Genomic DNA, 24,869 nt, shown 5'->3' on the forward strand with positions numbered 1-24,869 from the left:
TTGGAGGTATAATTAATGCTTAATATAATTGAAGCTAGCGATAAGAATTTGGATAAATGGGATGAGCTTATTGGTAATTCTATAAATGGGACCATTTTCCATTTGGAGAAATTTCTATCTTATCATGGCGAACGATTTAAGGATAGGGGGAAGTTCTTATATATCTGTGAAGGTACCCAACCTTTTGCGCAGATTTCATTAACCATTGAAGAACAAGATGGAGAATGTTTAGCACGTTCTCCATATGGAGCAAGTTATGGAGGAGTTGTCTTCCAATCATATCCTGGTTATAGAAAAGGAAAGGAGATTGTACAACTTATCCTAGATTACCTGAAACAGCATCAAGTAGACCGCTTTATTATTACCCCTCCGATAGCCTGCTGTTCAAAATCTTCTTTGGATACATTTAACTTCAATCTATTAGAAGCTGGGTTTAAATCGATTAACCGCGATATTTCGAGTGTCTATTATTTTGAAAATAGGCCTGTTTTTGAATGCCTTCCCTCAAAAGTAAGAAATACAATAAGAACTGCAGAAAAGAATGACATTGAAATTAGACAAAATGCTGATATAAGGGATTTTTGGCAAGTATTATCATCAACGTACTTTAAACATGGAACCAATCCAACTCATAGTATTGAAGAATTTAATTTGCTTATGGATTTGTTACCTGGCCGGATATATACCAATGTTGCATATAAAGATGGGATACCTGTAGCTGGAGTAGCTTGTTTCGAAATAAATAAGCTCACAAATAGTTCATTTTATTTATGTCAGTTTCAAGAATATCAGAAATATCAAGCATTAAGTTTACTGGTTATGACAACATTGGAAAGTAGCCGGGAAAAAGGGTTTAGTTTTTTTGATTTCGGGACGTCCACAGTAAATATGCAGGCAAGGCCCAATATTTTCACCTTTAAAGAGCACTTTACCAAGATAGGACAATTTAGGGAGACTTTTGAATGGAAAAGACAGCCATAAGAATTCCAATATTTATGTATAGTTTATTAACCCCCGCTTGGGAGCATAAAATCGAAGCGCAAACAGATGGTGATCCATTTGGCGACTCTCAACCAATGAAAGAGTATTATGGTCCAAACGGAAAATGGCTGCTGGACGGAGTTTTAAGGCATCTAAATATATCACGTGAAGACGAAATTGCTATTTTAACCACAAGTGATGAACGCTATGTGTCAACATGTGTATCCATTACTTGTTTCAATTACGCTAAAATAAGCAGAGTGGTTGGTCCTAACACCAAGGTAGTAATAGTCATTCATGAGTTTGGATATGTTTACCCCGATATCAAAAATTATGTATGTAATTTGAAGGAAAGAGGTATTGTGGTTATTGAAGACTGCGCTCATATTATTGGCTGTGATATCAATGGTAAGAAAATAGGTTCTTTTGGTGACTATGCACTTTTTTCTCTTCCCAAAATAAGCCCAGCACGTGCAGGGGGCTTATTGAGAACGACTAAAAACATTAAACTGCCGGTTCTTAATTCTAATTTGTCCCAGCTTACAAATATAGGGATAGCTGGTGCGGAAAAGTACTTGCCGAAATATAAGTTTTTTAATAAAGGCAGAATAGAACGAGCAGAATTGTTGAAATCTCAAGTAAATGATCTATGCAATATATTTGAGCCTTCCCACCCGGCAGTACCATATTTTTTAGGAATAGTAACAAGTGAAAAATCCAAAATTGAAACATCACTTCCCTGGATAGAGTTTGGTGCTACGTTACGAAACGACTTAGTATATATTCCAACTAATCCATTAGCAAGTATTAATCTGTTTGAATTAATCACCAATACAATTAAAAATGGAGGGAAAATATGCAATTAGCATTATTAGGTAATGGTAATGAATTTATTCAACTAGCCAGGGGATTAGTAAACGGTGGACATAGAGTTACTCATATTGGCCCTGTTAATATGAGTAATCAAACGGATCAACAGATTTTAGCTAATGAGTTGGGAGCAAAACTAGTTCTGGATCATATAGAACTTGTTAATGACGGAATAAGAGATATTATAATGTGTTCATATGCACCGCTTATAGAAATGAATGTGTTGCAAAGAGCAAGGTTTTATAATATTCATTATGCCCTCCTACCTAGATTTCGTGGGATGCACGGATTAGTATGGGGAATTATTAATGATGAAAAAGAAGTAGGTTATACCCTTCATTTAGTTGATGACGGAATTGATAGTGGCCCAATTTATCACCAGGGTAAAGTATTAATAAAGGAAGACGATGATATAATTACATTAAGAAATAAAATTGACCAGCTACTTTATAAGGAAATTGGTACGATATTTCAAAAAATAGAAAATGGTGAGTTAAAAGCCGTTGAACAAAGACATAGTCTAGCTACCTATGGAACCCGTAGAACAGAAGCTGACAGTGAGATTAATTGGAAATGGCCAGCGCGTAGAATATTTAATATAATTCGTGCGTTAACTCCCCCCTATACATCAGGAGCATTCACTTATTATAAAGATAAGAAATTGATTATTGATGTCACTGCAAAAAGTCAAAAAAGTCGTATCAGCAAGCAGGAAAAACCTTACCGAATAGCGAAGTATTATAGAGAAAATAGAAGAAACACAACGATAAACCAGAAATTCGGAGGTTTTTCAAATTGTTTAAGCCAAATAATGATCATCTTCAAGGAAAAGTATTTAGCGATTTCCAGCGGTTCAACTCCGTTGTAGCTAAACGGCTTAAAAATTCCTGGTCAATGGTATTTTATGAACAGGTCTTCTGCCTTATTAGAGAAGAACTATTTGCTCCGCTCTATAGTTTGGAATGGGGAAGGCCCAACTTTCCTATCAATATACTAGTAGGCCTGGAGATTATTAAACACTTGTTTGATTACACTGACCAGGAACTGCTAGATCAGTACTATTTTAATTACCAGGTACAATATGCTCTGGGAATAGAAAATATCGGTGAAATATACTTGGGAGAACGGACCTTGTACAACTTTCGAGAGAGAGTGGTTCGTTATTCCAAAGAATATCCCGAAAAGGAGGCTCTGGCTTTTCAACAGTTTGAAATACTTACCCGGAATTTCCTTGGTTTAGTCGGGCTTAAAACTGATGAACTACGCATAGATTCCACTTTAATTAGTCCCAATATCAAGAAAGCCGGTCGTCTTTCCCTGGCTCATGATGTACTGGCACAAGCAGTAAGAGCCATACCCGTCGCTTATCGCAGCGAGAATCTAAACAAAGTACTGGAAGATTCCTTCAAGAACAAATTATTATACCAGACCAAGAATAGCCAGTTAGACAGTAGATTACAGGCTGTACTGGATTTAATGAGTGAAATATATGTCCTATCCCAAAACCATAAAACTATCGCTGATTTAGAAAAGGTGAAAATCCTGCTGCGCTTCCTCAATGAACAGGCTAATTGCGATGAAAACAGCGGGCGATTCAAAGCCAAAGCAAGCAAAGAAGTCAGTTCCGATTCACTACAATCAGCGTATGATACAGATGCTACTTACCGGGATAAGGCCGGGAAAAAAGAATCGGGTTATACAGCCACATTCACCGAAACCTGTAATAGCGAAAATGATGTTCAGATTATAGTTGATTACACAGTCGAACCCAATAACAAGAGCGATGTAGAAATATTTCAGGACCGTATGGATATTATCAAAGATAATACCAATGCCAGCGATATTTACGCTGATGGCGGTTACTACGGAGAGAATGTGATAAATAAAGCCAACTCCAAAGGTATAGAAATCCAGCTCCATTACACTGATATGACTGGCAAAACAGCCCCCGAAGGACAGCTACCAGCTCATCACTTTGTCTTTAACAAAGATATGGAAATGGTACAGTGTCCGGGAGGCCAAATTCCCAGCAGCAGCAAGTACAATAGCAAAACCAAGATAACTACTAGTCATTTTCCTAAAGAAGTCTGTAATAACTGTCCTCATCGGTGCAATTGTCCTCTAAAGGAACAGAAGAGAGATATGGTAGTAAGGATATCCAAGAAATCCATACTGGCATCTCAAGTACGGGAAACAGTAAACGATCCTCACATAAAACACGAAAACATCAGCAAACGCGCTGCGATTGAGGGAACAAATTCGGCCATCAAAGGATGCCAGGGTGCAAAAAGATTAAGAGTGCGCGGTAAAATCAAATGTACCTTACAAATAGGTTTTAAGGTAATTGGTCATAATTTCAAACAGATATTTAGGGCTTTAACCAAACAGATCAAAAAACCAAAGATAAAAACAAAGGGGTTATTGTGCCCAAATCCAAATTAAAAGGGTGAAAATGACAATTATGGTTCTTAGTATGGGTTAATTTGGTCCCAAAAAGCTCATTTTTCAAGTAAAATCTATTATCAATGTACTGAAAAATTTTACCATAAGGTTGAGCTTAAGGAAAACACGCCTATTTGGCAGTGACATCATTATTACAAAAGCTCATTGCCTTGAAACCCCATCTTATTTTATGACCCCCGGAAAAATCGTTGGCTTTGAAGGCGACTCTGTATATGTAAAATGTGGAGATACGATTGTTAGTATTGATGAAGTTGTTTACCAAGGGAATAAGTATTTAGCCCGAAACGTTTTGAACACGAATGGATTAAGGTTAGGTTAGCTTTCTTACTTAATCTGGTTATGCCATATTTATGGTTATGAAAATAGAGGACGACATAATTATACGGAATCATTGTTGGATTATGACAAGAAGTACCATACTACCTGGCATCGAATTAGGTGAATGCACAGCAGTGGCTGCTCATAGCGTAGTGACTAAAAGCTTTGAAGGATATGAATTAATTGGTGGTATCCCAGCAAGAACAATACGGAGCCTAAATAAACGTTAGGTTTTAAAAGAAACGGGAGAAATAAATGAGGATATTAATCGGTATTACTGAAATTGAGACTTTTGCATAACTCAAAAAAATCCATATAGCAAAAGCAAATATTTGAGTAACACAGCGCCGCCGCTTTACAGTAAATTACAGTTAGTCAATCTAGTTACATTCGTTAATAAATAATTTCAGTAATTGGGCATACTCCTCCCTTTAAAGGGATAGTTCCTAAAAAACTGATAAAATATTATGCTGCTGATGATCTAGTACTGCTGTCTTGGTTTATTGCTATTACAGCTGCAATCATAGTTATAGCACAGAGATAAGCGTGGGTTTCAACCTTAGTTATTTTTCTAACGTTTAGCCCGTCTTCTAAACCCAAGTTTTCCTTAAAACGGCTGAAACAGCGTTCTGAGTAGGTTCTCAAATTATATTGCTTCTGCCAGTTAGCAGAGCCCCGGTGGGGACTTGAAAATAACCTGGGATCGTCTTTAACTTTAGTTTTTACCACCATTCTATAGTTGCTATCAGAACACCAGGCGGAGCCAAAAGGACAGTCGCATTTACCCATAATATGAGGACATCTAAACTTGTTTACTCCCTGATAGGAACCCCAGTACACCATCCGATACCTGGCAGAACAGATGGGAGTTCCATCCCAATCAAAACCTTCTGGAGGTTGTTTAGCACCCCGCTTATTCAGGGCAATGATAGCTTGGGCGTGGTATTTATCTCTGATTACAGAATATATTTCACGGTGGTCATAGCCAGCATCCATCAGGAAGTAAACTATTTTGGACTGAGTATTGGCACAACATTTCTCAACCAACTCCAAAGCTACACTGGAATCAGAACAATTGGCCGGTGTTACCTTCATTGCTATGGGAAGCCCGGACTTTACATCGGTGCCAATATGGAGCTTGTAGCCAAACCACTTGATAGGGTTGCCGTTGGTATCACTCTTAATACCCCAATCAGCGGCATTACCATCCTGGATGATATTCTTGCGGGGAACGGACTTTTCATAAGCTTCTACCTTGGTAGCGTCAATTGCTACTGAACTAAGATCAAGAAGGCCCATTTCCTCTGCTTGTTTAACCAGGGAAGTAAATAATGTTTCTAAACAACCGCTCTGAGCAAGTTTTGAATAAAACCGGCTAAAACATGATTTGCTAGGCGCGGTACCAAATGGTTCAAAACCGCAAACATACCGTAGATGAGGATCATAAGTAAGTCGTTCAACCAGTTGAGTAAAGGTACCCATGTTCTCTAGTCTCATAGCTATCAGGGCATTTAACATCGCATAGGCTGGGTATGGTTTTGGTCTAACTCTTATCTCGCCAGGTTTATCTAATTTGCAAAGAACTGGTTTTAGATCAAGGGTGTTAATTATTTTCTCAAGCCTTGATTTTGGTTGTATTTTTAATGCGTCTTCAAAGGAGAAAATACAGTTCTGTCGAATATTCATAAGTGACTTCGCCTCCTACGGGTTATTTGTTTTGTCACTTATTAATTCGGCAAAATGGGGGTGAAGTCCTTTTTCTGTACGACTCAAACCCCATTATTTTGGGTCTTAACTAATGTGCAAAAGTCTCGAAATTGGTTTTGCGAAAACATAATTATTAAATCATCATTATTAATTGTTGTAATGTGTAGGTGGAGATCTAATGCAAATTATTTTACTAATTCTGTTATTATTTATATTTAATTTCATTATTAGATTACTCTTTGTTATAGGAGCATCTGCAATAAGCACAGATGAAGACGTAGCCTTTTGGTTAATTAATAGTAGGTATAAACATAGATTTAATTATACAGTTACAAATTCCATCCCATTTGGTTATTTTGCATATCCTAGTATAACTCACTGGTTAATTAGTCTATTTCCTAAAAGACATTGGAAAATAGTTGGTTATACATTAAACATTATATATGATTGCTTTTCAATAATAATATTTTTTATATTCCTATTCTATTTAGGTGAAAAAATATTATTTGTCAAAAAGGAAATTATAATTTGGTATTCATTTTATGCTGCCTTAGTTTATGGTTTAACTCCTATTCTTTTTCCGGTAAATGCCAGGCTCCTTTCATATTCTGCACGGACGTTTGGGCTGTTTATGGGATTTCTGTTTTTCATGAGTTTGGGTATTGCCTTTATTAATGAATTTTGGTGGTTATATAGTTTAACTATTATAACGGGCATTTTAATTATAGGATCATCACAATTTGCAATGCAGAACATGGTGCTAGTTTCATTTTTTTTAAGTCTATTTTATTCATCAGCAATACCGTTTACAATAACTGCAGTTTCGTTTGGTATAGCAATTTTAATAAATCCATTTGATATAAGGAAAATATTAAAACATAAGTTAAATCATTACAAGTGGTATTTTGCTAATCGTTCAGGAACAGGTGCTGAAAATAGAAATAATTTAGTTGATTATGTATTACTTCCAGTTTATTTATTTACAGACCTAAAAAAATTCATAAGACTTATTACGAATAAATTAACGATTATAATCGCATTATATGCTATTCCAATCTTATTTGTAGTTTTTTACATAATAATTATTGATAGAACATTATTTGATATAATTTGGGTTAATGAATGGTTACGGTATTTCTTAGCATTGATATTGGGAGGTATATTTGCATTTTCATTAACTTCACTTCCTCCTTTTTTATTTTTAGGAGAAGCAGAAAGGTATTTGGAGATGAGTGCTGCTTTCGCCAGTGCTTTATTTGTTTATTTTATGTTGTACTATAATTGGTCTGAATGCATTATTCTATTTGTTTTATTGTATGATTTTTGTTTGATTAATTTGGCTTATATATATTTGAATAAGGAAGGATTATTAAGTCTATGGAAATATGAAGAAAAAGATTGTATTATCGAATTTCTTAATAACTTGAATGAGGAAACTCGTATTCTTGCCATACCGTTTAAGAGTGTTGATAAAATAGATACATATATCAATAATCATAAAGTTAAGTTTTACCGACTTTTTATGTCTGCGCCTAATCGAGATTTTAAGTATATGGAAGAAGACTTGATTAAATATGATTGGCCCCGACCAGATTTTTCATGGTTTCAGCAACGATATGGAATAAATGCGGTACTTATTAATCGTAGTATTGTTGAAGCAGAAGAGGCAACTAATATCAAGTACAATTTTATCGATATGCCAATCATTTGTCAGAGTGAAAAATATGTACTTTATAAGCTATAGAATGCTTCTTTAAAGGGATGGTGTTTTATTGTTGATTTTCGAGTTTTTATAAATACTTTAGCTAAAGATTCTGCTGTTTATGGATTAAGCAGTATCTTATCTAAGTTCATCGCCATATTTTTTATTCCTATATTAACAAGGATATTTTCACCATCAGATTACGCTATTATTGATTTAATTACAGTATTTACTTCACTTATAATTTTAATTGCTTCCATTAATTTGGAATCAGCAGTTGGAAGGTTTTTTTATGATGATAATGATGAGTTAGAAAGCTTAAGATATTTATTGTCGACTGCTTTAATCTGTTCCATTATAGGGGGAATATTAGCAACATCTATTTTATGGTTTTTTTCGGGAAGTATTTGTAAATGGTTTTTGGGTGATACGTTTAACTTATGGGCATTTAGAATTGCTATAATTACAGTTCCGTTAACAGCGATATATAACCAATTTATTATTGTTCTTAGACTTATGCGAAAACCCTGGGTATTTCTATTACTAAATGTTAGTTTTGTTATTATATCTTTTATACTAGTAATCCTTTTTATCATTTATCTTGAAATAGGGTTACAGGGATATTTTTTAGCAAATTTATGTACCACACTAGTATGTGTAATAATCTGTTTTATTTACTTGAAAAGTTTTTATAGGATTTTGTTTTCTCGAAAGCACCTTAAAAAAATGCTTAAATATAGTTTACCGCAATTACCTTCTGTTGTGGCTAATTGGTGTATGACATCCTTTAACCGTTTTATTATGGTAGGATATTTATCAAGAATGGATATTGGTCTATTCGCTATAGGAAGTAAAGTAGCATCGATAGCTATGGTTATAGTATCAGTTTTTCGAATGGCATGGGATCCTCTGGCAATATCAATCTATAAAACAGATAATGCCAAAGAAATATATGTAAAGGCTTTTGAAGCATACGGGACAGTAGTTGTCTTAGGGGTTGCACTTATCGGATTCTTTTCAAAGGAAATATTGACTATACTAACAACACCCGAATACTATGGGGCATCATTATTAACATCGGTATTGGTTTTACAATTCTTGGCTCAAGGTTTTACCAATATTGTGGGAATTGGTATTAGTATTGAGAAGAAAACGCATATTCTTTCTTATGCAATGATATTGGCATTACTTATTTTGCTTATTTGTAGTTATATATTAATTCCTATATTTGGAGCCATGGGCGCTGCTTGGGCCAATGTAATGGGAGCATGGACTGCATTTGTTATAGTATATTTATTTGCTCAACGGTTTTATCCCGTAAATTATCAAATAAGGCTATTATTAAAATGGATCACTTTCTATCTAATTTTAATTACTATAGGGAATCTGATTGTACCAGTTTATTTAAGTCATCAAAGTTATATTTTTGTTATCAAACTGATAATCTTCATGGTGGCGGGAGTGTTTTATTCGTTCTTTATAGTTAATAAGAACTGGAGGGATTTTTTAATAACAAAATTTTCAAATTATATATTAAATAAAAGTTCTAATAATTAAAGCAATAGCTTGGGAGATGATATTATTATTGGATTAATGCTCCTAATAATATACTTGATTCTCATAATAATTAGTTTCTATATAAATAAGGATACATTTTCCCCGATAAAATTTTATATTTTATATATTGGGGTATACTTTTTATCGATTTTCTACGATGTGTATAATGAAAAAGTATATTATATATATTTGTTATTACTTTTGCTAGGTTTAATACTTGTTATTGTTGAACCTAAAATTAATAAACCTGCAAGAAAAATGCAATTAGATATTGATTACTCGAAGTCAATTAAATGGCTATGGATATTGTCAATTATACCGATCTTAGCACAATTGAAACTTATTACTGACATGGGGGGTATACAATCATACATTAATCTAATTGGTTTTAGAGTTGTAATGTGGCAAGGTAAGGGAATTATTTTAACTCTGATTAAAATGTTTGGCATTATTAATCTGGTATATTTTGCTTTAATTTTAGACATGAAAAAAAGTAATACACATATAATTATGATTTATATTATGCATCTGTGTATGTTTATAACTATAGGATTGCTATCTGGTTCGCGGGGGAGTTTATTAAGTAATTTTCTATATATGCTTATTCTATACCACTATATGATTAAGCGAATCAATTTCAAAAAAGTAACGGTGATTGTCATCCTATTAATTCTTGTGGCATTAGGTTTAGGGGAGGCACGTCAAAGTTATAGAGTTACAGATGAAGGTTTAAGTTTTAACATAGTATCTAATCAAGCATTTAAGGATCGACATGAATTCAAATATGGAGTATATCCATTAGAAGTTGTTATGACATCAAATATTAATGAATTACAGTATGGGAAAACGTTCTTAACGGCTATTACCAATTTCATACCGCGCGTATGGTGGCCTAATAAACCTGATCCTGGAGGGGTTGTTTTTACAAAATTATACCTTAATAATGCATGGGAAGGGTATAGCAACCACTCTACTGGTATTATTACAGAATCAATTATCAACTTTGGTTTATTAGGGATTCTTGTAGGTTTGGTATTATTATTTTCTTTTATGTATTTGTTGATGTATTATTATCGGCAGCTTATTATCAGCTTTAGCAAAATTACTCTATTAAGAATAACATCATATATTATTCTGTTAACTGCAATACCCGGATTAGTTACTGCGGAATGGACTAATTTAATAGTCGGTACAGTAATCAAAATTGTATATTTAGTTGTTATATGTTCAATTATTAGGATTACTAGTCAAAATACAAACCCTAAAAGGAGTATTCCTGTAATGCTTAAGAACGGTCTTTGAAAAAAGAGACGCCCATCAATACAATTGAATTGTGCTGATCCCCACAGAAAGGCACAAAACAAAAGATTGAGGAGGCATCCCTATATGAAAAATACACAAAATCAAAAGATTTCGCAAATCAAATTTGAGACTCTGGTCGTTGGAATTGACATTGGCAAAGAGACCCACTACGCAAGAGCCTTTGATTACAGAGGGATGGAGCTAGCCAGGCTGCTGAAATTTAGCAACACAGACCAAGGATTTGAGCGATTGGGTCAGTGGATGCGTGATATATGCAAGCAGCAAGAAAAGACGGGTATCATCGTCGGCTTCGAACCCACAGGACATTATTGGTTTACGCTAGGGGATCATCTCAAACGCCAAGGCCATAAACTGGCCATAGTCAATCCGTTCCACGTCAAACGAACGAAGGAACTGGATGACAATAGCCCTACCAAGAACGATCGTAAAGACCCGAAAACAATCGCCATGTTGGTGAAAGATGGGCGTTATCGGGAAGTGTACATACCCGACGACATCTATCAAGAGCTAAGAGAAGCGGTATCAGAACGGGAACGATTGCAGGAGCAATTGACTTCTATCTACAACCGGGTCGTTAGGTGGCTAGATATCCGGTTTCCTGAGTTCACAACAGTCTTCAAGGACTGGAGAAGAAATGCATCATTGATAACTCTCAGAAGCTTTCCAACACCAGAGAAGGTTATGGAAATGGGTGTTGATAAGATTGTAGAGACGTGGAGAAAGCAAATGAAGCGCGCCAGCCTAAAACGTGCAGAAAGACTGGTAAAGGTGGCAAGTAGAAGTGTAGGTCGAACTAGCGGGAAAGTGGCCTCCGAGGTTAGTTTGCAAAACCTGCTAGCAGAATATGACCTGTACTGTCAGCAATACGACAAGCTGGAACAACTCATGCAAGAACTGCTGATGCAAGTGCCTAATGCTGACAAACTCCTGGATATCAAAGGAGTCGGCCTAATCACAGCAGCCACCTTTGTCGGCGAAGTAGGCGATATCAGTAGGTTCCAAGATCCTAGACAGATACAGAAGCTGGCTGGACTCAATCTGGTAGAGAACAGTTCTGGTAAACACAAGGGAAGAACCACTATCAGTCGCAGAGGTAGAAGACGACTGAGGCACAGCTTATTCTTTTCCATGATCGCCATACTGGGAAAGAACCAAGAGTTTCGGCTACTTCACCAAAGAGACCTAATGCGGGAGAATAATCCGCTTAACAAGATGCAGTCCATCATCGCCCTTTGCGGTAAGCTGATCCGGGTTTTCTATGCAATACTAACCAAAGGCGTCGATTACAGCCCAGAGAAGATGCTGGGGGATATGGAACAATCAATTAGAGTAGCCGCCTAGAATGGCAATAGAGACTTTACCATAACGATTGTTTATAACATTCATTGCCAGCGTAAGAATGGCTACTCACAGCCACTCAGTAAGTAGTGATGAACAAAGCTTCAAGAATCAAAATCACGATAAAAACGGGAGCCGGGACAGTCAGGTTGAATTTTACCATGAGGGCAATGACCCCGTTTAGGAGCATGACTGACGTTCCACCTCTTGGATAGGCAGAACGAAGGAATTAAGGGCTTTAGACCCAGGAAGACATGGGAGGGTTGCTGCCAGGAGATGGTGTGGAATCCCCACTGGCCACAATACAAGAAACTAAGCGGCTTAACGGAGCGTACTCACCATCATCCATAATTACACAAAGATGTAACAAACAAGAGATGGGCTATCCGTAATGAAAATGAAATTGTGAGAAAACGAGCGATATTTGAAGTAAGGCTTAGTTTATTAAGGGAGGCATAGATTCAAGTTCAGGTTACAGGGCATTTAGAGAGGAAACTAAAAGGTCTATGAAGTGTAAGGAATATCTCCCCAATATTTGTGGGCAATATTAATATTATTTGAGTTTGTACTAATATTAGAACAATAAATGAGTAATTTAAGGAAGGTAAAATGAAAATTTTGATTGACGCAACAGCTGCTTTAATGGGCGGAGGACAGACCTATTTAATAAATCTCCTTAATTATACCGAAATTTTAGAACATGATATTATTATTCTTTCACCTAAAAAGCTAACTCTGCCTTCTATACAGAATATACATAGAATAGATGTTGATAAAAGTCTCGAAAACCCATTTATAAGAGCGGTATGGATGAGAAGATATCTACCGGATCTCATTAAAGAAAGGAAGGTTGATATTCTTTTTTGTCCAGGTGGTTTGATAACCAAAGGAATTCCGTCAAATTGTGTGAAAGTGACAATGTTTAGGAACATGATTCCCTTTGATTTAAAACAAAGGGTAAAATATCCTTTAGGTTATATGAGGTTTAGAAACTGGTTACTTGAACGCTTGTTGCTTGATAGCATGATAGAGGCGGACTTAGTAATTTTTATTTCAGAATATGCATCTAAAGTTATAAAAAAAAGAGCCAAAAAGAAACTAAGAAATACCGTAATTATTCCACATGGTTTATCCGCTGAATTTAGGATTTTTGATAAAAAAGCAATTCCCCGTCCACAATGGTTGCCAGCTGAGGATTATTTATTATATGTTTCAATATTAGATGTATATAAGGCTCAAATAGAACTAATCCAAGGATTTGCATTGCTAAAAAAATGGAGGCAAACGAGTGAAAAACTTCTTCTAGTAGGTCCAGATGAGGAACGGTCATATTATACGAAAATGATTAAAAAAGAGATTGTGAAACATGGGTTGCAAAACGATGTTATAATAACAGGACCTGTTCCATATAATGAACTTCCTGCACTTTATTATCATGCAAAGGTTAACATTTTTGCTTCGGAATGCGAGAATTGCCCCAATATTTTGTTGGAGGCGCTTGGTGCTGGACGACCTACTTTAGTATCGGACTGTGAACCTATGCCGGAATTTGGGGGAGATTCTGTTGAGTATTTCGATCCAACATCACCAGAAGACTTTGCTAATTCTATCATTAGGTTTATTGATGATGAAAACAAGATGAAAGAATTAGCTAAGAAAGCGGGAGAGCGTTCGCTATTATTTGACTGGGAGAAAGTAGGCAGATTAACATGGCAGAGTATTGAAAACATTTACAATTCAAAAACAATTAACATGTAAACAATTTGTTTAAAGGAAGGAAGATACAACCACGGAGGACTTGATAAATGTTTAATGGCACAACCCTAATCATCACCGGCGGAACCGGCACCTTCGGCAACGCCGTCTTAAAGCGCTTTCTTGATACCGATATCAGAGAAATTCGTATCTTCAGCCGGGATGAAAAAAAACAATATGATATGCGGACCCAGTTGATGAACCATAAGATAAAGTTTTACATAGGTGATGTGCGTAATTATGAAAGTATAGAATCTGCAATGTATGGTGTAGATTATGTTTTTCATGCGGCAGCCCTAAAGCAGGTTCCGTCCTGTGAGTTTTATCCGATGGAAGCGGTGCGGACTAATATTTTAGGCACTGAAAATGTTCTCAATGCTGCGATTAAGAATCATGTAAGAAAGATGATTGTGCTCGGCACCGACAAAGCTGTATATCCTATAAATGCGATGGGAATTTCAAAGGCCATGATGGAAAAGGTAATGGTGGCCAAAGCACGAACTATGGATGAAAAGGGAACCGTATTTTGTGGTACGCGATATGGAAATGTGATGGCCTCCAGGGGGTCGGTTATTCCTTTATTTGTTGATCAGATTAAGAGTGGACAGGCTTTAACTGTAACTGACCCTAATATGACCAGGTTTTTGATGTCAATTGAAGATGCGGTGGATCTGGTACTATATGCTTATGAGCATGGTTCACAGGGTGATATTTTTGTTCAAAAGGCTCCTGCTGCTACTATCGGAGATTTGGCCCTGGCACTTAAGGAACTGTTTAATGCTGATAATGAGATTAAGATAATTGGCACCCGGCATGGAGAGAAGCTCTATGAAACCCTCTTGACTCGTGAGGAATTGGTACGGGCTGAGGATCTGGGTAGGTATTACCGGGTTCCGGCGGACCAACGAGATCTAAACTATAATAAATATTTTATTGAGGGTCAGGAGCAGTTATCCTATCAGGAAGATTATCATTCGCATAATACCAGGCGCCTGAATGTATCGGAAATTAAAGAAATGTTGTTAACACTTGATTATATTAAACAACAGCTGGGAAGCAGATGAAATGTGTAGGAAACACATATCAGGGGAGGAAAAATTAATGAAAACTAGAGTTCTTATTTTAGGTGGAACTGGTATGTTGGGGCATACTCTGTTTTCACAGTTAATGTTAGAACCTAATCTGGATGTTTACGCAACTGCTAGAAGTTCCGAAGGTTTGAAGGAATGGTTCCCCGCTGATATGGTTAGTAAAATTCGTATTGGTGTTGATGCTGACAATTTCGATACTGTAATAAGGGCATTGGCGTCAATTCAACCTGATGTAGTCATTAACTGTATCGGTCTCATTAAACAGTTGCCCATCTCCAGTGATCCTTTATCTGCTATAACAGTTAATTCTCTTCTCCCCCATAGAATCTCTTTGGTATGCCGGACTGCCGGGGCCAGGTTGATACATATCAGTACTGATTGTGTTTTCAATGGCAGCAAGGGTAACTATACCGAGCAGGATCCCTCAGATGCTCAGGATTTATACGGTCGTTCCAAGTTTTTAGGAGAGGTTTCGTATCCTCATTGTGTGACCATACGGACTTCTATAATAGGCCATGAACTAAAGGGGAAACTTGGCTTAATTGAATGGTTTTTAGCCCAGGAAGGCTCAATACGTGGTTTTACAAAGGCCATTTATTCTGGTTTTCCTACAGTTGAGCTGGCTCGTATTATTCGTGAGGTAGTTTTACCCAATAAGGAATTGTCCGGGGTTTATCATGTTTCATCTGAGCCGATATCAAAGTATGATTTATTAAATCTGGTAGCAACAAAATACGGTAAGAAAATTGTTATTGAACCTTATCACGACTTTGTCCAGGATCGGTCATTAAATTCAGATCGCTTCCGACAGGCCACCGGTTATCAACCTCCCTCCTGGGAGGAAATGGCTGATAAAATGTACAAGGAGTATTCTAAATCATGAAACCTAAAGTAATGACGATCGTTGGGACTCGTCCAGAGATAATTAAACTCAGCCGGGTAATTCCACAACTAGAACTATATACTGAGCATGTTCTGGTACATACCGGACAGAATTATGATTTTGAGCTAAATGAAGTGTTTTTCAAGGAAATGGAAATCAAGAAACCGGATTATTTTTTAAATGCTGTAGGGAATAGTGTAGCCGATACGATTGCCAATGTTATTGCCAAGTCTGATCTTGTTATGGCAAAGGAAAAACCGGATGCGGTTCTATTTTACGGTGATACTAACAGTTGTCTGGCAGTTATATCTGCTAAGCGCCGGAAAATCCCTATTTTTCATATGGAGGCAGGAAACCGTTGTTTTGATCAGCGTGTGCCCGAAGAAATTAATCGTAAAATTGTAGATCATTTAAGTGATATTAATATGACCTTGACGGAACACGCCCGCCGATATTTACTGCAGGAAGGTATTGCGGCGGAAACAGTTATAAAAACTGGTTCCACCATGAAAGAAGTTTTACAATATTATATGCCAAAGATTCAATCGTCTACAGTGCTGGAACGGTTGGGTCTGAAACGAGGGAAATATATCTTGGTGAGCGCCCATAGGGAGGAAAATATAGATTCCGATAAGAACTTTAAACAACTGGTGTTAACATTAAATTCTTTAGCTCAAACGTATAAATATCCGGTTATTGTATCCACTCATCCGAGAACCAGGAAGCGAATGAAAGAACAACCGGAGTTGCTTTTCGATGAGATGATTCATTTTCTTAAACCTTTAGGTTTCTTTGATTATGTTAATCTACAGATGAATACGTTTTGTGTTGTTTCTGATAGTGGAACAATAACTGAAGAATCATCAATTTTGGGTTTCCCGGCAGTTACCATTAGAGAAGCTCATGAACGTCCTGAAGGAATGGACGAGGGAACGCTGATTATGTGCGGTTTGAAGGAGAGCAATGTAATTAATGCAATAGCTGTTGTCACCGCTCAATTTGAGGCCCATCCCCAGGGAATTCAGATTGTTAAAGATTATGATACTGATAATGTTTCCCAAAAAGTAGTGCGGATTATTCTCAGTTATATTGATTATGTTAATCGGACGGTATGGTACAAATAAGGCTAACGCCAAGGGAGCTTTAAATGCTTTATGTTACGGGTATAACCGGGCATTCTGGTCAATGGTTTGTCAAAAGGTTAATTAGTGAAGGCTATAAAGGCAGGATAAGGTGTATAGTTCTTCCGGAAAGTGATACTGATTTTTTAAATAAAAGCGGTCTGGATATTGATATAGTTTCGGGAAACCTTAATGATCAGGAATTTTTAACATCAACTATGGTCGGGTGCAGCACCGTATTACATATTGCCTCTATCGATTTTTCCCGGAATGTAGTTAAGGCTGCATTAGATAATAATTTGGATTGGGCGATACTGGTTCATACCACGGGCAGGTATTCAAAATATAAAAGTGCTTCAGCAGAGTATATAGAAATTGAAGAATATGTTTTAAAATTCCGGAATCGTATGGGGATTACGGTATTAAGGCCTACCATGATATATGGTTCCTCCCGGGACCGAAATATGTATAAACTTATTACCTTTTTACATAAGATTAAGTTTTTCCCCATGTTTGGTGAAGGCGAAAACTTGATGCAACCCGTTCATGCCCGGGACCTGGGTAACGCGTATTATGATGTTATAGTAAATCGAAGTACTACATTTAATAAAGGATATAACTTGCCTGGGAAAAGGCCTCTGACATATATGGAACTGGTCCGTACTGTTTCCGATACTTTAGGAAGAAAAAACGTAATCATAAAGATTCCATTGTGGTTTTCAATATTAGCTGCAAGGGTTTACAATGCTCTTGATAAAAATGCCATTATATCAGTTGAGCAGGTACTGCGGATGCAGGAGGATAAGGCTTTTGACTATGAAGATGCAGTGCGTGATTTTAGTTATTCACCGGTATCATTTGAAGATGGGATTGTTGAAGAGGTAAATGAATATCTGGCTAGATACAATTCATCAAGGACAAAACAGCGATGAAATTATTAGTTGTATGTCAATATTTTTATCCTGAGCAGTTCAAAGTTAATGATATATGTTTTGAACTGGTGAAGCTGGGTTATGATGTAACTGTTTTCACCGGCCTTCCCAATTATCCATCCGGAGTTATTCCCAAGGATTATAGATGGTTTAAGCGGCGCCATGAGGATATTAATGGAGTCCGGGTTATTAGAAGCTCTTTAGTTGCCCGAGGACAGGGTAAGCTGAGGCTTGCCTTGAACTATTTGAGTTTTGCTATATGTGCCTCGGTGAAGGCTTTATTCCTAGAAAAGGATTTCGCTCTAATCCTGGTTTACCAACTATCTCCGGTAACCATGGCTTTACCTGCTCTGTTACTTAAGAAGCTTACCGGAAAACCCCTGCTATTATATTGTCAGGACTTGTGGCCGGAAAGTATAGCGGCTGCAGGTTTAAAAACAGAAGGTCTCATATACACGACTTTGTTGAGACTTAGCCGGTATATATATAAACGGGCTGATAAATTAGCTATTAGTTCGAAGCTGTTTCAGAAGTATTTCGAAGAGGTTATTGGAATTGACAGTGATATTCAGTATTTACCTGTTTATGCGGAGAGCCTGTTTGAGGATATTCAATCTGAATGTCACGAAAGCGGGATAATTAATTTAGTTTTTGCAGGTAATATAGGTGAAATGCAGAGTGTAGAAACCATTATTAAGGCAGCCAATGAATTAAAAGACTTTGATAAGATTAACTGGCATATTGTCGGAGATGGCTCAGATCGAATAAATTGCGAAGAATTAGCCATAGAGTTTGGATTAAGTAATGTAATATTCTACGGGCAACGTCCTATTGAGGATATGCCCGATTTCTATTCAATGGCGGATGCATTTTTGGTGACCTTAAAAGCCAATAAAGAGATATCATATACCCTGCCTAATAAAGTGCAATCCTATATGGCAGCCGGGAAACCGATTATCGGTGCGATTGACGGGGAAACCCGCCTGGTTATCGAAGAAGCAGGCTGTGGTCTTTGTTGTGAGGCTGAGGATTATATTGCACTGGTTGAGCTTGTCAGAGATTTTGCTTTTAATACTGAAAAACATAATGTCATGGGTGAAAATGCCCGTAAGTATTATCAGGAGCATTTCGATAAAAAGATATTTATGAGAAGTTTAATTGAGTTTTTAACTGTGGAAAACAGTGGTTAAGATTGATGAGATTGTTAGGATTTCACAGTGTTTACGCTGATGAAATGAGTTGGAAGGATTTGAGGGGAGAGGTATTGACTTGACCAGAGTTATACTTGGTTTGATTATAGTTGTTCTGGCTTCATATTCTCTTACAACTCTGGTTCATTTTTATGCGTTAAAAAAAAATATCCTGGACATTCCCAATGAACGTAGCTCACATTCGGTTGTTACTCCCCGGGGGGGAGGACTGGCGATAGCAGCTACTTTTATTTTTTCCCTGGTGTTTATTGCTGCCTTGGGAATAGTTACTGTAAATGTGGCTGTGGCATTGGTGGGAGGCGGTGTGCTAATTGCCGCCATTGGCTGGATAGATGATAAAAACAGTGTTAGCCCTGGTTTAAGATTAGTAGTGCATTTCCTGGCGGCTATCTGGGCTCTGTACTGGTTAGGTGGATTTACCCGGATGGATGTGGGGTTTACTATGGTTCATCTGGGGTGGGCCGGGAGTATAATAGCTGCGGTTGGTATTGTCTGGTTGATTAATCTGTATAATTTTATGGACGGAATAGATGGTATAGCCGGTATTGAGGCTATAAGTGTGGCGCTCGGTGCCGGTTTCTTGCTTTTCTGGGGCGGTTCACAGGGGTTAGCCTGGGTTTGCATAATTCTAGCTCTGGCGGTTGCTGGCTTTCTGGTCTGGAACTGGCCCCCGGCTCAGATATTTATGGGTGATGTGGGGAGCGGGTTTTTGGGGTATGTTTTTGCTGTGCTGGCGATTGTTTCGGAAAAAAGCTTCTCCGTCCCTCTTATTGTATGGCTAATGCTTTTAGGAGTTTTTATTACCGATGCGACTATTACCCTTTTTAAAAGGTTGGCCCGGGGTGAGAAGCTATCCCAGCCGCATAAGACTCATGTATATCAATTGGCAGTCCAGGCCGGATATTCGCATAAACAGGTTACTTTAGCGGTTTTGTTTATAAATATCTTGCTAGGTGCTGCAGCAGCAGGTGCTATTCAATATCGGGGATATTTATTATGGATCATTTTGGGTGCTTTCATTTTACTAACCATGGTGCATTTTATGCTGGCACATAGGTTTAGCTCTAAACTAATTGCTGATTATGTGGTGGGAAGAGTGGTACTTAATCACCTGGATGTTGTTGTCGGTCAAAAAGAAGTGGCTGCTGTATATGAAACTGAGGATTCAGGTGATGTTTAAGATGAAATAGCAGGTGGGAGCGTTGTTTGTGAAGGCAAAAAAGAAAAAGGCTTTATTCATATGCATAATATTGCTGGCTCTGCTGGCAGTATTTTTTCGTTATGCCGGAGTGGGAATAGTAAGCAGCGATTCTCCGGAAAAAGCTGACTTTATCATCGTACTTATGGGAAGCGGCCCGGATAGGATATTGGGGGCAGTGGAGCTTTATGAAAAGGGTTATGCTCCCTATATTATGATGGTGGAGAACTGGCAGCCCGGTTATGAACTATTGGAGTCCCGTGGAGTGGAGCTGCCCCGGGATGCGGAATTGGCGGCTTCGGTGGGGGTTCAGCTGGGGATACCGGAGGAAGCATTTATTATTTTACCGGGGGATGCCCGCAGCACCCAGGATGAAGCTCTTATAGTAACCCAATATCTTAAGGAGCAACAAGCGGGGGTAGATATGGTATTGTTGGTAAGCTCGAAGTTTCATTCCAAGCGGGCGGCAAAAATCTTTTGTTGGGCATTAGCAGATTCGGGTCAGGATGTGAAGGTGCTTTCCTGCCCTACTCCCTATGACGATTTTAATGCTGCCGCCTGGTGGCAATCCCGGGAGGATGCCAAACGGGTGGTATCGGAATATGTAAAGCTGGTGAACTTTTATGTGGTGGACAGGTGGAGATGATAGAAGGAAGAATAAACGATAACAATCCGGATAATTCCCCGTTAATAATTTTGAAGAGAAATTTACCGAGCGATTTAGAACAATTGTTCTATTTTCCATTGAAATATGTTAAACTATTTCCAGTAAAAATATGTGGATTTTATGGTACCTATTTTAAGCATAGGAAGAAACTGCGGAGCAGCTTCAACACACTGCTGCAGCGAGGCGGGGTATTAGAACCCGCCGCCTGTTTTGTTAGGATCTCGTATACCGAAAGTCGCTGATGACTATTCTGCATCTGTTTAAACCCTTTGTTGAGCGGGACGAGCCGGGATTGAAGGTTCAGTTCAGATGCCGGTCTGGAAGATACTCAATATTTCCAAGAAAAGCGGATGAGTTAACAAATTTGGCATTCTTAATCAGACGCCGGATGTTGTTGTTATGTCTGGAATCATATTCAGCATCTGCCAAAAGCGCCAACCTTTCATGGAAAGACAATGACTGCTAGGAATAGAGCCGATTATTGTCGAAAAAATCACGGATTTGCCGTTGGAAGCTATCCAGAAGCTGAAAAACGAACTCCTGAGCTAGAATTAAACGGTACCAGGTAATGGATGAATATTACGAGTTTCCGGAGCCCCCTAATCTCCTGAAATAGAGCCACTCAATCTCTTACATAGAGCCACTGAGTTGCTGGTGGGAGCCACCCTTTAGGATGGCTCCTCAATATGTTCATATTATTCAGATATTCGCCGTTTTCTCTGACGCATGGAAATATCTCCATCAATTATCATGGTATACGCTGATGGGATGATTCGATCCAGTATGGAATCGGCCAAGGCACTTCCTCCCAGTCTTTCATGCCAACCTTCAGGGACAAACTGAGAGCAGATGATAGTCGATGATTGACCGCAGCGGGACTCCATCAGTTCGAGCAAATCCCTCTGTTCAGAATCAGATGTGGGAATCAGCAGGAACTCATCCAGAATCATAAGGGAGTATTTTTGATACTGCTTCATGAGCTGCTGATACTTACCCTGAACCCTTGCTGCTTCAAATTCACTGAACAGTTCAGGAAGACGGATGTATCTCGTTTTATAACCTGACTGGCAGGCATTGACACCAAGCGCATTGGAAATATATGTTTTTCCAGATCCAGTAGCTCCTATGAGGATGACATTGAGACTCTGACGGATATATTCATTATTGGCCAGGCTTTCCAACAGATCACGGTTCAGATGCCGGTCTGGAAGATACTCAATATTTCCAAGAAAAGCGGATGAGTTAACAAATTTGGCATTCTTAATCAGACGCCGGATGTTGTTGTTATGTCTGGAATCATATTCAGCATCTGCCAAAAGCGCCAACCTTTCATGGAAAGACAATGACTGATACTCTATCTCGTTCTCAATTTGCTTTTGGTAAGCTTCTGCAAATGCAGGAAGACGCATGTTTTTCAGCTTTCTTATTGTCTCATTCTTCATGGCTTCCACCTCCGTAATAAGCAGCTCCCCTTACGTAGGCATACTTGTTGGATGCTGGTGATGAGGAATGAGATTGGGAAGTACCTTCATCCTTTTTGTCTTGACCGGATTCCAATATCAGTCTAATATTTTTATACCGGGGGCTGGGAATCCTGATAAGTGCTATTCTGCATGCGTTTTCCAGGCGTTCAGGCGAGTATTTATCTGCCAGTTTCAACAGGGACAGGCAACCCTTATAGGCCTGTTCCTCTACCCGGTATGAATCAAGCAGTTTCTGCACAACATCTTTTGTGGAATTCCCAATTCCTGCAGCCCACTTCAGGAAACGCGCAGAGTCCCACTCACTGTATAGCTGATGATTTGCGGGCATATGGTCAATGACCGTGGAATACTGCCCACGCCTCCCATAAAGGCGCTTGTGGCTGCAAATACGGGAACCTTTGTAGAAGACTTCAATCATGTTTTTGGTGTATCTTACATCCACTTTTTTCTTGACATACTCATAGGGAATCGAGTAGTTCTGGTAATCTACCGTTATATGGTAATTCAACTGCACAGTAGCAGTTTTCCATTGTGCAAACTCATAGGGGTATTTGGGTAATGGTTGCATGAATGGAAGCTCTTCTTCCATAAACACAGAATACCGGCTACCCTCTCTTTTCTGGAATTCATTGTGGTTGAAACGATCCAGTTCTTTTCTGATGGCTGCATTCATCTCATTGATGTCAAAGAATTGACGGTTACGCAGTTTGGCAATGATGTGGGATGTTACCTGTCCCGCTGTCCCTTCCACAGCAGCTTTGTCCTTAGGTGCGGCTACTCTGGCGGGAAGAATGGCTGTCTGATAATGATCTGCCAATTCCTGATAAGCACGATTAACAATGGGATCTTCATATTTTTTGTTGCTGAGTATCCCAGTTTTGAGATTTAATGTATAGTTTGCAATAATGTAAAGCCGAACTTGAAATGTCGGAATCAGGCTGTTGTTCTTCAGTCCGACTTTACATTAAATTTTATATCAATGTTTCCAGAAATGCCAATAAGTCTTCTTTTTCTTGTAGGGAATAGTAGTCATTGCTTTCTGATACGGTTTTGCTTGAAGCTTTTTCTATTGCCTTTCTAGTTACCTCAGGATTGGAAGTTAGATACACCTGTGTTGTGATTACCGATGTATGTCCAAGAAAATCCCTGACATTATAGATATTAACATTTTCATTTACAAGATGGGTCGCCTTACTGTGTCTCATCAGGTGCGGTGAAAGTGAAAGATTTGAGTTAAATCTGTTGGCATATCGTTCCTGTAAGATTTTTTTGTATTTGTTCATTATATAGGAAACGCCTGCCCTGGTAAGCCGTCCGCCACTTCTATTTGTAAATAGTACCTCGCCTGGTTTCAGACCATATGCATTGATATAGCGCTCCAAAATCTTGCCGGTTTCACCGAATATCGGTATTTCGCGATATTTAGAGCCCTTACCTTTGACAAATACTTTACAGCAGCGACCTATGGTTACATCTGCCACATTGAGATTTATTAGTTCCTGCACTCGACATGCCGAGTCATAAAGAAGCGTAAGGATTGCCATGTGGCGTATACCCTCCCTGCTGTTTCTATCGGGAGCATTAAGAAGAAGCTTCGTCTCTGATTCCGTCAGATAAAGTGGTGGCTTTTTCTCGACCCTCTTGGCAGGAATATTGATTATATCGGTACACTGCCCCGAGAATTCAGGTGATGTTGAAAGTACATAGCCAAAAAAGGATTTCAGCACAGTAAGCCGCAGGTTTCTAGTTGAGACGGAATTATGCCTCTCGGTTTCTGCCCATTCCAGAAACTGCAATACGCAAGTTTGACTGATATCCGTTAATTTCAGCTTGGACAGTTTTTTGCCGTCGGATTCTAGGAACATAAAAAGCAGCTTAAATGTATCACGGTAGGAGGCGACAGTATTATTGCCATATCCCCTCTGAGATATGAGATATGATAAAAAATAATTCTGTACATAGTACGAAAGCGAGTTATCCTTCATATGCATCCACCTCCGGTATCAGCGTTTTAAGTGCTCCCTCCCTGCACATGAATTCATCATATCCGTGTTCAGTCAGGTGGATATACCTTTCAGTATCAATTAAATTGACATGTCCAACATATGATGCAAGCACAGGAACTGCAACGTATAGATCCATTTGTAACCGATAAACTAAAATGGACAGAAAACAACAAATAAGAATGAACAGTATTTACCACAATCCTCCAAATCCGCTATGATAGGGTTGGAAATATAACAGCTTTTATCATAGCAGAGGAGGAAG

At 38.2% G+C, this 24,869-nt stretch carries 23 protein-coding genes; 19 read left to right on the forward strand and 4 right to left on the reverse strand.

Going from position 1 to position 24,869, the window contains the following annotated elements; genetic code table 11:
- Nucleotides 1-15 precede the first annotated feature (15 nt).
- The 6 genes from SWOL_RS03615 to SWOL_RS15225 all read left to right on the forward strand — a co-directional run bounded on the left by SWOL_RS03615 (nucleotide 16) and on the right by SWOL_RS15225 (nucleotide 4,862).
- On the forward strand, nucleotides 16-981 hold the full coding sequence (locus SWOL_RS03615; RefSeq protein WP_011640144.1) for a GNAT family N-acetyltransferase: 966 nt from the start codon (nucleotides 16-18) through the stop codon (nucleotides 979-981).
- Complete coding sequence (locus SWOL_RS03620) at nucleotides 963-1,847, forward strand: DegT/DnrJ/EryC1/StrS family aminotransferase (RefSeq protein ID WP_011640145.1); 885 nt, start codon at nucleotides 963-965, stop codon at nucleotides 1,845-1,847. Before SWOL_RS03615 ends, SWOL_RS03620 begins: the two co-directional genes overlap by 19 nt.
- Complete coding sequence (locus SWOL_RS03625) at nucleotides 1,838-2,719, forward strand: methionyl-tRNA formyltransferase (protein ID WP_011640146.1); 882 nt, start codon at nucleotides 1,838-1,840, stop codon at nucleotides 2,717-2,719. The genes SWOL_RS03620 and SWOL_RS03625 overlap by 10 nt, the downstream gene beginning before the upstream one ends.
- Nucleotides 2,647-4,293 (forward strand): transposase, encoded by a 1,647-nt coding sequence (locus SWOL_RS03630; protein WP_011639746.1) that lies wholly within the window; start codon nucleotides 2,647-2,649, stop codon nucleotides 4,291-4,293. The genes SWOL_RS03625 and SWOL_RS03630 overlap by 73 nt, the downstream gene beginning before the upstream one ends.
- Before the next feature lie 109 nt (nucleotides 4,294-4,402).
- Entirely contained in the window at nucleotides 4,403-4,633 is a 231-nt protein-coding gene (locus SWOL_RS15220) for a DNA-3-methyladenine glycosylase (RefSeq protein ID WP_162010596.1), read from the forward strand.
- A gap of 37 nt (nucleotides 4,634-4,670) precedes the next feature.
- Nucleotides 4,671-4,862, forward strand: coding sequence for an acyltransferase (locus SWOL_RS15225; protein WP_423218531.1), 192 nt, complete (start codon nucleotides 4,671-4,673; stop codon nucleotides 4,860-4,862).
- A 235-nt stretch (nucleotides 4,863-5,097) separates the two neighbouring features.
- Here the strand turns inward: SWOL_RS15225 and SWOL_RS03635 are convergent, their stop codons facing one another.
- A complete protein-coding gene (locus tag SWOL_RS03635) occupies nucleotides 5,098-6,318 on the reverse strand; it encodes a transposase (RefSeq protein ID WP_011640148.1) in 1,221 nt (406 codons plus the stop codon).
- Nucleotides 6,319-6,517: 199 nt separating this feature from the next.
- Between SWOL_RS03635 and SWOL_RS03640 the strand changes: the two genes are divergently transcribed.
- The 13 genes from SWOL_RS03640 to SWOL_RS03695 all read left to right on the forward strand — a co-directional run bounded on the left by SWOL_RS03640 (nucleotide 6,518) and on the right by SWOL_RS03695 (nucleotide 21,096).
- Nucleotides 6,518-8,083, forward strand: coding sequence for a hypothetical protein (locus SWOL_RS03640; RefSeq protein WP_011640149.1), 1,566 nt, complete (start codon nucleotides 6,518-6,520; stop codon nucleotides 8,081-8,083).
- A gap of 48 nt (nucleotides 8,084-8,131) precedes the next feature.
- Nucleotides 8,132-9,598, forward strand: coding sequence for a lipopolysaccharide biosynthesis protein (locus SWOL_RS03645; RefSeq protein WP_278078281.1), 1,467 nt, complete (start codon nucleotides 8,132-8,134; stop codon nucleotides 9,596-9,598).
- Nucleotides 9,599-9,634: 36 nt separating this feature from the next.
- Nucleotides 9,635-10,900 carry an O-antigen polymerase gene (locus SWOL_RS03650; protein WP_041427364.1) on the forward strand — a complete coding sequence of 422 codons (1,266 nt, stop codon included), beginning with the start codon at nucleotides 9,635-9,637 and terminating at the stop codon, nucleotides 10,898-10,900.
- A gap of 84 nt (nucleotides 10,901-10,984) precedes the next feature.
- Entirely contained in the window at nucleotides 10,985-12,262 is a 1,278-nt protein-coding gene (locus SWOL_RS03655; protein ID WP_011640152.1) for an IS110 family RNA-guided transposase, read from the forward strand.
- 28 nt (nucleotides 12,263-12,290) lie between these two features.
- A complete protein-coding gene (locus tag SWOL_RS14705; protein ID WP_155814122.1) occupies nucleotides 12,291-12,443 on the forward strand; it encodes a hypothetical protein in 153 nt (50 codons plus the stop codon).
- A 425-nt stretch (nucleotides 12,444-12,868) separates the two neighbouring features.
- Nucleotides 12,869-14,017, forward strand: a complete 1,149-nt coding sequence (locus tag SWOL_RS03660) for a glycosyltransferase family 4 protein (RefSeq protein ID WP_011640153.1) — start codon at nucleotides 12,869-12,871, stop codon at nucleotides 14,015-14,017.
- 47 nt (nucleotides 14,018-14,064) lie between these two features.
- Nucleotides 14,065-15,078, forward strand: a complete 1,014-nt coding sequence (locus tag SWOL_RS03665; protein ID WP_011640154.1) for a polysaccharide biosynthesis protein — start codon at nucleotides 14,065-14,067, stop codon at nucleotides 15,076-15,078.
- 37 nt (nucleotides 15,079-15,115) lie between these two features.
- Nucleotides 15,116-15,988 carry a dTDP-4-dehydrorhamnose reductase family protein gene (locus SWOL_RS03670; protein WP_155814123.1) on the forward strand — a complete coding sequence of 291 codons (873 nt, stop codon included), beginning with the start codon at nucleotides 15,116-15,118 and terminating at the stop codon, nucleotides 15,986-15,988.
- On the forward strand, nucleotides 15,982-17,112 hold the full coding sequence (gene wecB / locus SWOL_RS03675) for a non-hydrolyzing UDP-N-acetylglucosamine 2-epimerase (protein WP_207635332.1): 1,131 nt from the start codon (nucleotides 15,982-15,984) through the stop codon (nucleotides 17,110-17,112). Before SWOL_RS03670 ends, wecB begins: the two co-directional genes overlap by 7 nt.
- Before the next feature lie 23 nt (nucleotides 17,113-17,135).
- The gene (locus SWOL_RS03680; protein ID WP_011640157.1) at nucleotides 17,136-18,041 is read left to right on the forward strand and encodes an NAD-dependent epimerase/dehydratase family protein; all 906 of its coding nucleotides are present in this window, start codon (nucleotides 17,136-17,138) and stop codon (nucleotides 18,039-18,041) included.
- Complete coding sequence (locus SWOL_RS03685; protein WP_011640158.1) at nucleotides 18,038-19,231, forward strand: glycosyltransferase family 4 protein; 1,194 nt, start codon at nucleotides 18,038-18,040, stop codon at nucleotides 19,229-19,231. Before SWOL_RS03680 ends, SWOL_RS03685 begins: the two co-directional genes overlap by 4 nt.
- Nucleotides 19,232-19,310: 79 nt before the next feature.
- Nucleotides 19,311-20,432 carry an MraY family glycosyltransferase gene (locus SWOL_RS03690; RefSeq protein ID WP_011640159.1) on the forward strand — a complete coding sequence of 374 codons (1,122 nt, stop codon included), beginning with the start codon at nucleotides 19,311-19,313 and terminating at the stop codon, nucleotides 20,430-20,432.
- A gap of 28 nt (nucleotides 20,433-20,460) precedes the next feature.
- Nucleotides 20,461-21,096, forward strand: a complete 636-nt coding sequence (locus tag SWOL_RS03695) for a YdcF family protein (RefSeq protein WP_011640160.1) — start codon at nucleotides 20,461-20,463, stop codon at nucleotides 21,094-21,096.
- Nucleotides 21,097-21,812: 716 nt separating this feature from the next.
- On the opposite strand, the gene istB is transcribed toward SWOL_RS03695, so the two are convergent.
- The 3 genes from istB to SWOL_RS03715 all read right to left on the reverse strand — a co-directional run bounded on the left by istB (nucleotide 21,813) and on the right by SWOL_RS03715 (nucleotide 24,586).
- The gene (istB, locus tag SWOL_RS03705) at nucleotides 21,813-22,559 is read right to left on the reverse strand and encodes an IS21-like element helper ATPase IstB (protein WP_011640161.1); all 747 of its coding nucleotides are present in this window, start codon (nucleotides 22,557-22,559) and stop codon (nucleotides 21,813-21,815) included.
- Entirely contained in the window at nucleotides 22,549-23,418 is an 870-nt protein-coding gene (locus SWOL_RS03710; RefSeq protein ID WP_011640162.1) for a Mu transposase domain-containing protein, read from the reverse strand. Before SWOL_RS03710 ends, istB begins: the two co-directional genes overlap by 11 nt.
- Before the next feature lie 154 nt (nucleotides 23,419-23,572).
- On the reverse strand, nucleotides 23,573-24,586 hold the full coding sequence (locus SWOL_RS03715; protein ID WP_011640163.1) for a tyrosine-type recombinase/integrase: 1,014 nt from the start codon (nucleotides 24,584-24,586) through the stop codon (nucleotides 23,573-23,575).
- Nucleotides 24,587-24,869 lie beyond the last annotated feature (283 nt).

This window comes from Syntrophomonas wolfei subsp. wolfei str. Goettingen G311, from assembly GCF_000014725.1.
GTDB classification, from domain to species: Bacteria; Bacillota; Syntrophomonadia; order Syntrophomonadales; family Syntrophomonadaceae; genus Syntrophomonas; species Syntrophomonas wolfei.

What these genes read in the sequence shown, in the direction of transcription:
- SWOL_RS03660 (WP_011640153.1), top strand. Translation starts at nt 12,869, where the DNA reads ATGAAAATTTTGATTGACGCAACAGCTGCTTTAATGGGCGGAGGACAG.
- SWOL_RS03685 (WP_011640158.1), top strand. Translation starts at nt 18,038, where the DNA reads ATGAAATTATTAGTTGTATGTCAATATTTTTATCCTGAGCAGTTCAAA.
- SWOL_RS03625 (WP_011640146.1), top strand. Translation starts at nt 1,838, where the DNA reads ATGCAATTAGCATTATTAGGTAATGGTAATGAATTTATTCAACTAGCC.
- SWOL_RS03655 (WP_011640152.1), top strand. Translation starts at nt 10,985, where the DNA reads ATGAAAAATACACAAAATCAAAAGATTTCGCAAATCAAATTTGAGACT.
- SWOL_RS03670 (WP_155814123.1), top strand. Translation starts at nt 15,116, where the DNA reads ATGAAAACTAGAGTTCTTATTTTAGGTGGAACTGGTATGTTGGGGCAT.
- SWOL_RS03620 (WP_011640145.1), top strand. Translation starts at nt 963, where the DNA reads ATGGAAAAGACAGCCATAAGAATTCCAATATTTATGTATAGTTTATTA.
- SWOL_RS03665 (WP_011640154.1), top strand. Translation starts at nt 14,065, where the DNA reads ATGTTTAATGGCACAACCCTAATCATCACCGGCGGAACCGGCACCTTC.
- SWOL_RS15225 (WP_423218531.1), top strand. Translation starts at nt 4,671, where the DNA reads ATGAAAATAGAGGACGACATAATTATACGGAATCATTGTTGGATTATG.
- SWOL_RS03680 (WP_011640157.1), top strand. Translation starts at nt 17,136, where the DNA reads ATGCTTTATGTTACGGGTATAACCGGGCATTCTGGTCAATGGTTTGTC.
- SWOL_RS03615 (WP_011640144.1), top strand. Translation starts at nt 16, where the DNA reads ATGCTTAATATAATTGAAGCTAGCGATAAGAATTTGGATAAATGGGAT.
- SWOL_RS03715 (WP_011640163.1), bottom strand. Translation starts at nt 24,586, where the DNA reads ATGAAGGATAACTCGCTTTCGTACTATGTACAGAATTATTTTTTATCA.
- istB (WP_011640161.1), bottom strand. Translation starts at nt 22,559, where the DNA reads ATGAAGAATGAGACAATAAGAAAGCTGAAAAACATGCGTCTTCCTGCA.
- SWOL_RS03635 (WP_011640148.1), bottom strand. Translation starts at nt 6,318, where the DNA reads ATGAATATTCGACAGAACTGTATTTTCTCCTTTGAAGACGCATTAAAA.
- SWOL_RS03650 (WP_041427364.1), top strand. Translation starts at nt 9,635, where the DNA reads ATGCTCCTAATAATATACTTGATTCTCATAATAATTAGTTTCTATATA.
- SWOL_RS03640 (WP_011640149.1), top strand. Translation starts at nt 6,518, where the DNA reads ATGCAAATTATTTTACTAATTCTGTTATTATTTATATTTAATTTCATT.